The sequence below is a fragment of the Stenotrophomonas maltophilia genome (genome assembly GCF_025642255.1).
GTDB classification, from domain to species: Bacteria; Pseudomonadota; Gammaproteobacteria; order Xanthomonadales; family Xanthomonadaceae; genus Stenotrophomonas; species Stenotrophomonas maltophilia_P.
In genome coordinates this window covers 4,107,645-4,120,518 of sequence record NZ_CP106759.1, presented here as the reverse complement: position 1 = coordinate 4,120,518, position 12,874 = coordinate 4,107,645, and the positions used below count along the sequence as shown (strand labels likewise).

The following is a 12,874-nucleotide window of genomic DNA, read 5'->3' as shown; positions in this document are numbered from 1 at the left end:
CAGCAATAATCGTCCGATGGCCGGGGTGGGGGCGCGACAAGGCGCCCAAACACAGGCCGGAAAGGGGGGAAATGGATGGCTCAGACTACCACCGAGCGCCCGCCTTCGGAATGCTTGTCCCCTACTTATTCACAAAAACATCCACAGCTATTGCACAGGCCGGTGAATTCGCGTAGTCCCCAGGGCTTGACGCGGGGTGGGGTACCTCTCTAGAATTTCCGGTTCTTTCCGTCCCATTCATACGAGAGGCCCCAATGGCCACCAAGCGCACCTACCAGCCCAGCAACCTCAAGCGTAAGCGCGACCACGGCTTCCGTGCCCGTATGAAGACCGCTGACGGCCGCAAGATCCTGTCGCGTCGCCGCGCCAAGGGCCGCAAAGTCCTGAGCGCCTGATTGCCATGCCGCACATCGCGGCAGACGCAATCCCTTCGACAGTGAATACTGCAGACCCGCGCAAGCGATTCCCTCGCTCTGCGCGGGTTCGCACGCGTGCCGAATACTCAACGGTCTTCAACGGCGCCCGCCGTGTGTCCGATCCGCTGATGACCCTGCACTGGCTGCCGGCTGACCGGCCGGCCAGGCTGGGTCTGGCGGTTTCCCGCAAGGTCGATCCGAACGCCGTCGGGCGCAACCGGATCAAGCGCGTCCTGCGCGACATCCTGCGTCAGACACGAACCGATATCCAGCCAGGCGACTTTGTCGTCGTGGCCCGTAGTGCTGCGCGTCATGCCAGCAACGACGACATCCGCCAGGCCTTCCTGCGCCTGCTGCGCCGCCTGCGTGCATTGCCCGCGCCGGGCGTGGACGGCACAATGCCGCCGCCTGATGGCATCGCAACTCCCTCTTTGACCGAGCCGGCACCGCGTTCCGGCCCCGCCGAGCCTGTCCGCTGATGAACCAGACCCGCGTATTTCTCATTTTTGCCTGGCTGATGGTGGCCGTGCTGCTGTGGATGGAGTGGAGCCGCGAGCAGGCCGCTCCGACCCCTGCTCCGACGACCCGTTCTGCCCCGGCCGCGGCGCAGACCGTGCCGGGCGCCGCCGCAGGCAGCGTTCCCAGCGCCCAGGTGCCGGCGGCCCCGGGCCAGGCGCCCACGCAGGCCCAGGCCAGCGCGACCCCGGCCGCCCAGCGCGTGACCGTCACCACCGACGTCCTGCGCCTGGTGCTGGACGGGGGCCGCGTGCTCGACGCCGAGCTGCTGCAGTTCCCGCAGACCAAGGATGAAGGCAGCCCGCCGGTCCGCCTGCTGACCGAAGATCCCGCGCATCCGTACAGCGCGATCAGCGGCTGGGCCAGCCAGGACAAGAACGCCCCGGTGCCCGGCGCCGACGGTTTCAAGCTGGTCGGTGACACCCGCGACTTCGTGCTGGCCAAGGGTCAGAACGAACTGCAGATCCCGTTCGTGTGGACCGCCGACAACGGCGTGACCATCAAGCGCACCCTGACCGTCTCGCGCAACGAGTACGCCGTGCGCTTCAAGGATGAAGTCAGCAATGCCGGCGCCACCACGTGGAACGGCTACGTCTACCGCACCCTGGACCGCACCCCGACCATCCTGTCGCGGAGCATGACCAACCCGGATTCCTTCAGCTTCAACGGCGCCACCTGGTACGACAACGACAAGAAGTACCAGCGTCGTGCGTTCAAGGATTACCTGGAGGACGGTGCGCTGAACCAGAACATCACCGGCGGCTGGCTGGCGATGCTGCAGCACCACTTCTTCACCGCGTGGATCCCGCAGAAGGACCAGGTTGCCCACTACGTGCTGTCGCAGGTGGACGGTCGTGACCTGATCGAGGCGCGCGGACCGGCCTTTACCCTGGCCCCGGGCCAGTCCACCAGCACCGAAGCGCGCCTGTGGGTCGGCCCCAAGCTGGTCAACCTGATCGCCAAGGAAGACGTGCCGGGCCTGGACCGCGTGGTCGACTACAGCCGTTTCTCGATGATGGCGGTGATCGGCCAGGGCCTGTTCTGGGTGCTCAACCAGGTGCACAAGCTGGTCGGCAACTGGGGCTGGGCGATCGTCGGCCTGGTGGTGCTGCTGAAGCTGGTGCTGTACCCGCTGTCGGCCGTGCAATACAAGAGTGGCGCCAAGATGCGCCGCTTCCAGCCGCGCATCCAGCAGCTGAAGGAACGCTATGGCGATGACCGCCAGAAGTTCCAGACCGCGATGATGGAGCTGTACAAGAAGGAGAAGATCAATCCGATGGGCGGCTGCCTGCCGATCCTCATCCAGATGCCGATCTTCTTCGCCCTGTACTGGGTGCTGGTGGAGTCGGTCGAACTGCGCCAGGCGCCGTGGCTGGGCTGGATCCAGGACCTGACCGCGCGTGACCCGTACTTCATCCTGCCGGTGATCAACGTGGCGGTGATGTGGTTCACCCAGAAGCTCACGCCTGCGCCGGGCATGGACCCGATGCAGCAGAAGATGATGCAGTTCATGCCGCTGGTGTTCGGCGTCATGATGGCCTTCATGCCGTCCGGCCTGGTCCTGTACTGGGTGGTCAACGGCGGCCTGGGCCTGCTGCAGCAGTGGTGGATGACCAAGCGCCATGGCGGCGACCCGGTCCCGGCCACCGCCGCGTCGGCTCCGGTCAAGAAGAAGTAATCGGTAGAGTCGGCCGCTGGCCGGCTGACCGCAGCAGAAGCCCGCCGCAAGGCGGGCTTTTCGCATGCGGCGTTAGAATTCCCCGCACACCGTTCCTCCCACTTCCGAGTTGGCCATGCCACGTGCGTCGTCGTTCCGCCTGTTCCTTCCTTCGCTGCTGCTTACCCTGGCCGTTGCCGGCTGTGGTGACAAGGACGCGAAGGCACCGGCGACCACCGTCACCCAGCCCAGCGCGCAGGCGGCGGCGGCCGCCGATCCGGCCGCTGCGCCGTTGCTGGCTGCGTTGCAGAGGCAGCTCGACGGCTACCGCCGGATCATCGTGTTGCTGGCCGACGAGGAACAGCAGTCGGCCGCCGATCGTGGTAGGTCCACACGCGTGGGCCAGCAGCTGTTCCACGATGGGCTGGAGCAGCGCACGGCGATCGCCGCGCAGTTCGATACGCTGCTGCGTGGTTCCAGCTCCCAGCGTTTCGCCACTCTCGGCACCGTGCTGGACTACATCGAGTCGGCGCCGGAACTGTTCGACGCCGACCGCCTGGCCTTCCGCGAAGTGCTGCGCGATCTGCATGAGCGCATCGGCACCGACTCTTCGCTGCCGGCGGTGAAGCTGCACCAGCGCATCGGCGAGGATCTGGAAGCGCTCGATGAGATCGAGCGCAACTACAACCAGGAACTGACCCGCATCTTCAGCCGTTTCGAGCGCACCCGTGCCATCGGGCTCAAACGCGAGAAGTGGGAGGACTACATCGCCCACCTGCGCAAGGACTACAGCCGCGAAGCGATCCTGCGCGACTACGGGGTGATCGAGCCGTATCCGATGTCGATGAAGGACAGCGACCGCGAGATCTTCGGCCGCGACCTGCCGGCCAAGACCGTGGTGCTGACCTTCGACGATGGCCCGCATAAGGCTTATACCGATGAAGTGGTGGCCATCCTCAAACGCTACGACGTGCCGGGCGTGTTCTTCGAGGTCGGTCGCAACCTCGGCAAGGTCGAAGCCGATGGCAAGGTCAGTCTCGGCCCGATGGCGAAGATCAGCCGCCAGCTGATGGAAGACGGCTATGCGGTGGGCAACCACAGCCTGACCCATGCGCAGCTCTCGCGCACCACCGGTGATGCGCTGCGCCAGCAGGTGCTGGACACCGATACGCTGTTGAAGGATGTGGACAGCAAGCGCGCGCCGCTGTTCCGCTTCCCGTACGGTGCGCGCAACGCCGAAGGCATGCAGCTGCTGAACGAGGCCGGACTGAAGTCGATCATGTGGAACATCGACTCGATGGACTGGGCCGATCCGGTGCCGGAATCGATCGTGCAGCGCGTGCTCGACCAGGTGAACAAGGAACAGCGCGGCATCATCCTGTTCCACGACATCCACGATCGCGCAGTGAAGGCGCTGCCGCAGATCCTCGACCGGCTGATTGCCGACGGTTACCAGTTTGCCGGCTGGAACGGCCGCGATTTCACCGTGGCGCGTGCGCGCAAGGGTGATGCCGGTGCCGCCACCGTCACCACCGGCTACGAGAAATCATGGGCGATCGTGGTCGGTATCGACAGCTACGCCAAGTGGCCGAAACTGGAATACGCCAGCCATGATGCGCAGGCGGTCGCCGACACTCTGACCGGGCAGTTCGGCTTCCCGTCCTCGCAGGTGATCGTGCTGAAGAACGAGCAGGCCACGCGCAACAACATCCTCGCCGCCTTCCACGACCGCCTGGCCGATGACCGCACCGGAAAGAATGACCGCGTGTTCGTGTTCTTCGCTGGCCACGGCGCCACCCGCCAGCTCGCCTCCGGACGCGACCTTGGCTACATCATCCCGGTCGATTCGGACCCGAAGGAGTTCGCCACCGACGCCATCGCGATGACCGACATCCAGAACATCGCCGAGAGCATGCAGGCCAAGCACGTGCTGTTCGTGATGGATGCCTGCTACAGCGGCCTGGGCCTGACCCGTAGTGGCCCCTCGTCGTCGTCGTTCCTGCGCGAGAACGCGCGTCGCAGCGCGCGGCAGATGTTGACCGCCGGCGGTGCCGACCAGCAGGTGGCCGACGCCGGCCCGAACGGGCACTCGGTGTTCACGTGGGTGCTGCTGCAGGCATTGGCCGGCAAGGGCGATCTCAACGGCGACGGCCTGATCACCGGTACCGAACTGGCCGCCTACGTGGCGCCGGCAGTATCGGCCGTTTCGCACCAGACGCCGGCCTTCGGCAGCCTGCCCGGTTCGCAGGGCGGCGAGTTCGTGTTCCAGGTTCCGGACAGCCAGGAATTCCTCAACGCCGATACGCGCCAGCTGACTGCCGATGCGATCGCACTGAACAACAAGGTCGAGGCCGCCAGTGAAGCCAAGGGCAGCCAGACGCCAGTGACCGTGGCCGACCTGCAGGGCGGCAGGGCCAAGCTGGTGGTGCCCAGCGCCGGTCCTGCGTCGGATCGCCAACGCGCGCAGCAAGCCAATGACCGAGGTCTGCAGCTGTACCGGGAAAAGCAGTACGACGAGGCGGTCGCGCAGTTCACCGAGGCGCTGAAGCTTCGCCCGGACTTCGCCCAGGCCGCGAACAACCTCGGCTTCGTCTACTACCGCCAGCAGCGCTACGCTGAAGCTGCGCGCTGGCTGGAGAACACGCTGAAGATCGACCCATCGCGCGCCGTGGCCTATCTGAATCTGGGCGATGCCTACTTCAACGCCGGCGACAAGGCCAAGGCGAAGCAGGCCTACACCACCTACCTGGCGCTGCAGCCGCAGGGCAGTGGTGCTGCACAGGCGCGCGCACAGCTGGAGAAACTCTGAGTGATGAACGACGCGACCCGCACCGACACCATTGTCGCCATCGCCAGCGCGCCAGGTGCAGGTGGCGTCGGCATTCTGCGCCTGTCCGGCCCGCGCGCCGGCGCCATCGCCAACGCACTGGGCGCAACCGGCCTGCGCCCACGTCACGCGCATTACGCACGTCTACGCGACGCCGACGGCGAGGTGATCGACGATGGCATCGTGCTGTGGTTCCCGGCACCGAACAGCTTCACCGGCGAAGAAGTGGTGGAATTGCAGGGCCATGGCAGCCCGGTGTTGCTGCAGCAACTGGTTGCACGCTGCATCGCGCTCGGCGCGCGGCAGGCGCGGCCCGGTGAGTTCAGCGAGCGCGCCTTCCTCAACGGCAAGCTCGATCTGGCTCAGGCCGAGGCCATCGCCGATCTGATCGCTGCGGACGACAACCGCGCCGCGCGTGCTGCCCGTCGCTCGCTGGATGGGGTGTTCTCGCGGCGCATCGACGCCGTGGTCGAGCAGCTGGTGCTGCTGCGCGTGCATGTGGAAGCGGCCATCGATTTTGCCGATGAGCCGCTGGATACGCTGGGCGGCGCGCAGGTGCGCCGCGGGCTGGAACTGGCACGCAGCGACCTGGCCCTGCTGCGCCGCGATGCCGAGCGTGGCCGTCGCCTGCGCGATGGCCTGCACGCGGTGCTGATCGGCCCGCCCAACGCCGGCAAGAGTTCGTTGCTCAATGCGCTTGCCGGCAGCGAACGCGCCATCGTCACCGACATCGCCGGCACCACGCGCGACACGCTGCGCGAGACCATCCGCCTGGATGGACTGGAGCTGACCCTGGTCGATACCGCCGGCCTGCGCGACGGTGGCGACGCCATCGAACGCGAAGGCATGCGCCGCGCGCGCGTGGAGATCGAACGCACCGACCTGGCGCTGATCGTGCTGGATGCACGCGATCCGGCGGCGGGAGAGGCGGCCATCGGCGAAGCGGTGAGGGCTGTGCCGCACAAGGTCTACATCCACAACAAGTCGGATCTGCTGCAGGCCGGCCCAACCGTGGACGATCCGGACCGTGTGTTCGTTTCGGCCGCCACCGGTGCAGGACTCGACGACCTCCACGCGCGCCTGCGCGCGATCGCGTCGGCAGGCGCGGGCGAACAGGTGGACGGCGAGTTCTCCGCGCGCACCCGCCACGTGGATGCAATCGAGCGTGCGCAGGAACATGCCCGTCGCGCTGATGGCGAGCTGGCCCACGAACACCTGGAATTGGCAGCCGAAGAGCTGCGCCTGGCGCATGACGCGCTGGGCGAGATCACCGGGCAGATGAGCGCCGATGACCTGCTGGGACGGATCTTCTCCAGCTTCTGCATCGGCAAGTAAGCCGGGGTCAGATTCCCGCAGGGGCTCTGACCCCGTTTGCCACATGGGGTGACAGCCGTTGCGGGGATCCGACCCCAGGTCCCCCACCTGTCACATTGCCGCCGCATACTGCCGCCCATCACCTACCGTTGGGGGACGTTGCAGTGAAGTCGTGGGGTTGTGCGTTGCTGTTGTCGCTGGCCGTGGCACCATCGGTGGCCATGAGTGCTGAATCCTCTCTCCCGGCCGCGGCCAAGGCGTCGGTCTATGGTCATCGCGGCGCCAGCGCGCTGCTGCCGGAACACACCCTGGCTGCGTATGCACAGGCCATCGCCGACGGAGCCGACTACATCGAACCGGACCTGGTGATGACCCGGGACGGGGTGATGGTGGCCCGCCATGAGAACGAGATCGGGGGCACCACCGATGTCGCCTCGCATCCCGAATTCGCCAGCCGCCGCACCCGCAAGGTCATCGACGGGCAGACGGTGGACGGATGGTTCACCGAAGACTTCACCCTGGCCGAGCTGAAGACGCTGTACGCGCGCGAACGCCTGCCCGACCTGCGCAGCACCGCCTACGACGGCCAGTTCCGCATCGCCAGTCTCGATGAAATCCTCGCCTTCCTGGTCCAGCAGGCCGGCCGCGCCAATCGAGGCATCGGTCTGGTGCCGGAGATCAAGCATCCGACCTACTTCCAGTCCATCGGTCTGCCGATGGAAGACAAACTGTTGGCCGCGCTGCGTGGCAATGCCTACACCAACGTCGGCCCGGTCACCATCCAGTCCTTCGAGACCGCCAACCTGCGTTACCTGCGCAGCAAGATCCCGCAGGACAGCAACATCCGCCTGCTGCAGCTGCTGTGGAAGGGCGATACCCAGCCGGCCGACGTCGCCAAGGCCGGGGGCACGCTGACCTATGCACAGATGATGACTCCAGCGGGCCTGAAGGACATCGCGGCCTATGCCGATGGCATCGGTCCTGAACTGCGCTCGATCATTCCGCTGGACGTCAACGGTGCACTGGGAACGCCGACCGCGCTGGTGCGCGATGCGCACGCGGCCGGCCTGATGGTGATCCCGTATACCTTCCGCCCGGAGAATCAGTTCCAGCCCAGCAACCTGCGCAGGGGGGCGGACAACGCGCGCAACGCCGAAGGCTCGATCGCCGAGATGCGCGCCTATCTGGCCACCGGCATCGATGCGTTCTTCACCGATGACCCGGCGCTGGGCCGGCAGGCGGTGGATGGCACTGGCGCGGCGGGCAACGCGGCGAACTGACACGTCAACGCCGCCGGGCATGGCCCGGCGCTACCCGGGATGCCGGTGAACCGTAGCGCCGGGCGATGCCCGGCGGACCCATCCCACCTCAGCCGCGCGGTTCGTCCGGCCGCCGGAACGGGATGACCACGTAATCCTGCCCTTCGCGCGGCTGCCACAGGACCGGCACACGGTGTGGCGACGGCGGCTCCAGTTCATCGTCGGCCAGCGGTTCTGCGTTGTCTTCCTCGTCCTCCCAGCTGTAGCGCGGACGCGGTGGCAGCGGGTCGGCGGTGCGGAACAGCAGCGCTGCGATGATGCCGGCGAAGGCGCCGCCCATGTGCGATTGCCAGGACACGCCGTCGGCATGCGGCAGGATGGTCATCAGCATGCCACCGTAGAACAGCATGCCGATCAGGCCGGTGGCGATGGCGGCGCGGTCGCGGCGCAGCAGGCCGAGGCCGGCGAGCAGGAACATCAGGCCGTGGGTCACGCCACTGGCACCCAGATGGACGCTGCCGGGATTGCCCAGCATCCATGCGCCCACACCCGATCCCAGCCAGAGCAGGGGCAGGGCGCGGACGGTGGCCCTGGGATAGACGCTTCCGGCCAGGGTGCCGAGGATCAGGATCGCGATGCTGTTGGCGGCGATGTGCTCGACCGAGGCATGCAGCAGCGGGCCGCCGAGCAGGCCGAGCAGGCCCTTGGCTTCCAGCGGCGCTACCGCCCAGGGGCGCCAGTCGAACGTGCCCTGCAGGGCGAACACGACCACCAGCACCAGCACGGCGGCCAGGCTGACATTGAACGCCCGCAGGATGCGGAGGCGGTCGTTGCGGGGGGCCGGCACGTCGCCGGCGGGCAGGGGCGCGTTGCTGTTCATACCTCAAGCAATGGCGGTGGCTGGCGCGAAACCAAGGCCACCGCTGCGGGAGAGTGGAAGCGGCCAGCGGGACAATCCCGCTGGCCATGTCTGCCAGCCGCGATCAGGCCTGGCCTTCGCCTTCCTTGGGCGGGTACTTCAGGCTCAGCACGACGGTGGCGGCAATGATCAGCGCGACCACGCCCAGCGAGACCGGGGTCGGGATCTTGAACAGGTCGATGATCATCATCTTGATGCCGATGAAACCCAGCACCAGTGCCAGGCCGTACGGCAGCAGGTGGAACCGGTCGGCCATGCCGGCCAGCAGGAAGAACATCGCACGCAGGCCCAGTACCGCGAACACGTTGGAGGTCAGCACGATGAACGGATCGGTGGTGATCGCGAAGATCGCCGGGATGCTGTCCACCGCGAAGATCACGTCGGTGACGGCGATCAGGATCAGCACCGCGAACAACGGGGTGAACCAGCGCACGCCGTCGCGCTTCACGCTCAGGGCGTTGCCTGCGTACTCCGGCAGCAGGCGAAGGTGCTTGCGCATCCAGCGCAGGGCCGGGTTGCTCTCCAGGTCCGGCTCCTGTCCGGCGGCAAACCACATCTTCCAGCCGGTGAACAGCAGGAAGGCGCCGAACACGTAGAGCAGCCAATGGAACTGGCTGATCAGCACGCTGCCGGCGAAGATCATGATCGTACGCAGCACGATCGCGCCCAGGATGCCGATGATCAGCACCTTCTGGCGCTGTTCCTCCGGCACCGCGAAGTAGCTCATGATCATCAGGAAGACAAAGATGTTGTCCACCGCCAGCGCCTTCTCGACCAGGTAGCCGGTCAGGAACTCGAGACCGACCTTGTTGGCCACGACCTGGCCGGCCGTCTCATTCAGGTAGTACCAGAGGCCGGCGTTGAACAGCAGGGCCAGCGCGACCCAGCCGATGGACCACCACAGGGCCTCCTTGAAGGTGACCTTGTGCGGGCCACCATGGCGCATCAACACGAGGTCGACCAGCAGGGCGATGACCACCACCGCTGCGAAGCCGCCCCACAACCACATGTTACCGATCGTCTGCATTGGGAATGTCCGTTGGAAAGATGAATGCCAGGCCGGACGGCGAGGATCTGCAACGGAGGATCGGGAGGGGATCCAGGGACAGAGCTTCGCCAGTACGGCGAAGGTCTCGCTCGCAGCTCCAGTCGGCTGGAACTGCCGTTGCACCGGAGCCTGCGGGCTCGAAATGACGGCGACAACGTCTGGGAGCTACTCCCCTTCTGGCGCCGATTCTGCGGCCTGCCGCGTCCGCCGTCAAATGCCCGGGCACCGGGGGCTGATCCCCGCAGGGGCCCCGAGCCCATGTTCCCGCCAGAGAGGGGTCAGAGCCCCTGCGGGGATCTGACTCCCGGCGGCCGGTTTACAATAGGTGGATGAATACCCCCCTTCCCGTTGTCCGCCTCAAGAACGCGTGGCGCTCCAGCCACCCGTGGATCTTCCAGAAACTGGTCGAGAAGCCGACCGTCCGGCCCAAGCCCGGTTCCCTCGTCGACGTGGTCGGGGTGGACGGGGAATTCATCGGGCGCGGGTTCTACAACGGGCACTCGCGCATCGCCGTGCGCATTCTTGAAACCCATCAGGCCGTTGCGGTTGATGCCGGCTGGTTCTCGCGCAAGATCGCCCAGGCGGTGTCGCTGCGCCGTGACGTGCTGAAGCTGGACGCCGTGTCCGACGCCTGGCGCGTGGTGCACAGCGAGGGCGATGGCCTGTCCGGCCTGGTGGTCGATCGCTACGGCGACCTGGTGGTGGTCGAGTTCTTTGCCGCCGGCATGTTCCGCCACCGCGAGTGGATCTACGATGCGCTGCGTGAGCAGTTCCCCGGCTGCCGCTTCCACAGCTTCGCCGACGAACACGTGCAGAAGCAGGAAAGCTTCGATTTCCACGGCAACACCACCACCGAAGCGTCGGTGATCACCGAGTACGGCATCAAGTTCCGCGCCGACCCGGCCGGTGCGCACAAGACTGGTTTCTTCGCCGACCAGCGCGAGAACCGTGAGTGGCTGAGCCAGCAGGTGGAAGGCAAGAGCGTGCTCGACCTGTGCTGCAACACCGGCGGTTTTGCCGTGTACGCGGCGGCGCGTGGTGCTTCGGAAGTGATCGGCATCGACATCGACGAGGACGTGATCCAGATCGCCAAGGGCAATTCGCGCCTGAACAACGTGCGCCCGAAGTTCATCCAGTCCGATATCTTCCCGTGGCTGCGCGACGCCGCCAACCGCGGTGAGCAGTACGACGTGGTGATCCTGGACCCGGCGAAGATGACCCGCGACCGCGACCAGGTGATCAATGCGCTGAAGAAGTACCTGGACATGAACAAGCTGGCGCTGGGCGTAGTCAAGCCCGGTGGCCTGTTCGCCACCTTCTCCTGCACCGGCCTGGTGGCCGAGGACCAGTTCCTGGACATGCTGCGCCGTGCGGCCTATTTCTCCGGCCGCACCCTGCAGATCCTGAAGGTTGCCGGTGCCGGCGCGGATCATCCGTTCATGGCCCACGTGCAGGAATCGCGTTACCTGAAGGCGGTGTTCTGCCGCGTGGTTGATTGACCGCGTGGCGCTGTAGAGCCGAGCCCACGCTCGGCTGATCTGTCTGGCAGCCGAGCATGCGCTCGGCTCTACAAATTGGCCGGCCGCAGCGCTATGGTCGGGTTCTTCCCATTGCCGGTAGGAACCCCATGCCGTCGTTGCGCCGTCTGTCCGTGCTGCTTGCCCTGGCGCTGAGCGCGCCGCTGACCGCCCATGCCATCGAGTTCAGCGCGCAGGAGCTTGCGCGTGCCAAGACATTGCAGCAGCGCCTGCTGACGCTCGACAGCCACCTGGATACGCCGGCCAACTTTGGCCGCACCGGCTTCGATATCGAACAGCGCCATGATCGCAATGCGCTGTCACAGGTGGACTACCCGCGCATGGTCGAGGGATCACTGGACGGCGGGTTCTGGGCGATCTACACCGACCAGGGCGACCGCAGCGCCGCCGCCCACCTGGCCGAGCGCGATCACGGCCTGCAGCGCCTGCTGGAAATCCGCGAAATGGTGGCGGCCAACGGCGATCGGTTCGCCCTGGCCCTGACCGCTGACGATGCGGCGCGGATCAAGGCCGCCGGCAAACGCGTGGTCTACATCAGCATGGAGAACGCCAGCCCGCTGGTGGCCGACCCCAGCCTGCTTTCGTTCTATCACCGTGCCGGCCTGCGCCTGCTGAGCACGGTGCATTTCGCCAACAACGAGTTCGCTGATTCTGCGACCGATCCGAAGGGACCGGAGTGGAAAGGCCTGAGCCCGGCCGGCAAGGCGCTGGTGCGCGAGGCGGTGAAGCTCGGCATTGTCATCGACCAGTCGCATGCCTCCGATGCCGTGTTCGACGATCTGCTGGCGATGATGCCGGTGCCGTTCGTGCTCTCGCACAGTTCAGCCAAGGCGGTCTACGACCATCCACGCAACCTCGACGACGCGCGGCTGAAGAAGCTGGCCAAGGCCGGTGGTGTGATCCAGGTCAACGCCTATGGCGGCTATCTGATCGACACCGGCAAGACGGCCGAGCGCAAACAGGCCGAAGAAGCACTCAGCCGGCAGCTGGGAGGCTGGGAAGGCATGGGCATCGAGCAGGGCGTGGCCTTGTTGAAGGCCGAACAGGCACTGGACCACGAACACCCCGTCCGGCACGCCAGCCTGGAGGACTTCTTCGCCCACTTCGAGCACATCCTCCAGGTGGTCGGGCCCGAACACGTGGGCATCGGCCTGGACTGGGACGGCGGCGGCGGCCTGAGTGACCTGCCCGATGTCAGCCAGCTGCCGAAGATCACCGCGTGGCTGCTGCGCAAGGGATACACGGAACAGCAGATCGCCGGCATCTGGGGCGGCAATCTGCTGCGGGTGATGCGGCAGGCGCAGGACTACGCCGCCAGGCAGGGCGGGTAACCGCCCCGCCCGGGCCGGATCTGCGCCGGGCCGTGCCCGGCGCGGTCTG

10 protein-coding genes are annotated in these 12,874 nt (G+C 66.4%); 8 read left to right on the top strand and 2 right to left on the bottom strand.

The window, feature by feature from the left end; translation table 11 throughout:
* The first annotated feature begins 254 nt into the window (after positions 1 to 254).
* The 6 genes from rpmH to N8888_RS18725 all read left to right on the top strand — a co-directional run bounded on the left by rpmH (position 255) and on the right by N8888_RS18725 (position 8,010).
* Positions 255 to 395 carry a 50S ribosomal protein L34 gene (rpmH, locus tag N8888_RS18750; protein WP_005411729.1) on the top strand — a complete coding sequence of 47 codons (141 nt, stop codon included), beginning with the start codon at positions 255 to 257 and terminating at the stop codon, positions 393 to 395.
* A 5-nt stretch (positions 396 to 400) separates the two neighbouring features.
* A complete protein-coding gene (gene rnpA, locus N8888_RS18745) occupies positions 401 to 895 on the top strand; it encodes a ribonuclease P protein component (RefSeq protein ID WP_080375251.1) in 495 nt (164 codons plus the stop codon).
* Entirely contained in the window at positions 895 to 2,610 is a 1,716-nt protein-coding gene (gene yidC, locus N8888_RS18740) for a membrane protein insertase YidC (protein WP_065174067.1), read from the top strand. The genes rnpA and yidC overlap by 1 nt, the downstream gene beginning before the upstream one ends.
* Positions 2,611 to 2,725: 115 nt before the next feature.
* A complete protein-coding gene (locus tag N8888_RS18735) occupies positions 2,726 to 5,398 on the top strand; it encodes a polysaccharide deacetylase family protein (protein WP_263176608.1) in 2,673 nt (890 codons plus the stop codon).
* 3 nt (positions 5,399 to 5,401) lie between these two features.
* Complete coding sequence (gene mnmE, locus N8888_RS18730; protein ID WP_263176607.1) at positions 5,402 to 6,751, top strand: tRNA uridine-5-carboxymethylaminomethyl(34) synthesis GTPase MnmE; 1,350 nt, start codon at positions 5,402 to 5,404, stop codon at positions 6,749 to 6,751.
* A gap of 143 nt (positions 6,752 to 6,894) precedes the next feature.
* A complete protein-coding gene (locus tag N8888_RS18725) occupies positions 6,895 to 8,010 on the top strand; it encodes a glycerophosphodiester phosphodiesterase (protein WP_263176606.1) in 1,116 nt (371 codons plus the stop codon).
* Positions 8,011 to 8,098: 88 nt separating this feature from the next.
* Here the strand turns inward: N8888_RS18725 and N8888_RS18720 are convergent, their stop codons facing one another.
* Both N8888_RS18720 and N8888_RS18715 read right to left on the bottom strand, forming a co-directional pair.
* Positions 8,099 to 8,869: a rhomboid family intramembrane serine protease gene (locus N8888_RS18720; protein ID WP_053517228.1), complete on the bottom strand. Its 771-nt coding sequence runs from the start codon at positions 8,867 to 8,869 to the stop codon at positions 8,099 to 8,101.
* A 103-nt stretch (positions 8,870 to 8,972) separates the two neighbouring features.
* The gene (locus N8888_RS18715) at positions 8,973 to 9,935 is read right to left on the bottom strand and encodes a TerC family protein (protein WP_053517229.1); all 963 of its coding nucleotides are present in this window, start codon (positions 9,933 to 9,935) and stop codon (positions 8,973 to 8,975) included.
* A 350-nt stretch (positions 9,936 to 10,285) separates the two neighbouring features.
* Between N8888_RS18715 and N8888_RS18710 the strand changes: the two genes are divergently transcribed.
* A complete protein-coding gene (locus N8888_RS18710) occupies positions 10,286 to 11,455 on the top strand; it encodes a class I SAM-dependent rRNA methyltransferase (RefSeq protein WP_263176603.1) in 1,170 nt (389 codons plus the stop codon).
* 128 nt (positions 11,456 to 11,583) lie between these two features.
* On the top strand, positions 11,584 to 12,825 hold the full coding sequence (locus tag N8888_RS18705) for a dipeptidase (protein ID WP_111187099.1): 1,242 nt from the start codon (positions 11,584 to 11,586) through the stop codon (positions 12,823 to 12,825).
* Positions 12,826 to 12,874: the final 49 nt, after the last annotated feature.

Bases quoted from the DNA above. Each gene is read 5' to 3' on its own strand.
- rpmH (WP_005411729.1), top strand. From the start codon at position 255: ATGGCCACCAAGCGCACCTACCAGCCCAGCAACCTCAAGCGTAAGCGC.
- rnpA (WP_080375251.1), top strand. From the start codon at position 401: ATGCCGCACATCGCGGCAGACGCAATCCCTTCGACAGTGAATACTGCA.
- yidC (WP_065174067.1), top strand. From the start codon at position 895: ATGAACCAGACCCGCGTATTTCTCATTTTTGCCTGGCTGATGGTGGCC.
- N8888_RS18735 (WP_263176608.1), top strand. From the start codon at position 2,726: ATGCCACGTGCGTCGTCGTTCCGCCTGTTCCTTCCTTCGCTGCTGCTT.
- mnmE (WP_263176607.1), top strand. From the start codon at position 5,402: ATGAACGACGCGACCCGCACCGACACCATTGTCGCCATCGCCAGCGCG.
- N8888_RS18720 (WP_053517228.1), bottom strand. From the start codon at position 8,869: ATGAACAGCAACGCGCCCCTGCCCGCCGGCGACGTGCCGGCCCCCCGC.
- N8888_RS18715 (WP_053517229.1), bottom strand. From the start codon at position 9,935: ATGCAGACGATCGGTAACATGTGGTTGTGGGGCGGCTTCGCAGCGGTG.
- N8888_RS18710 (WP_263176603.1), top strand. From the start codon at position 10,286: ATGAATACCCCCCTTCCCGTTGTCCGCCTCAAGAACGCGTGGCGCTCC.
- N8888_RS18705 (WP_111187099.1), top strand. From the start codon at position 11,584: ATGCCGTCGTTGCGCCGTCTGTCCGTGCTGCTTGCCCTGGCGCTGAGC.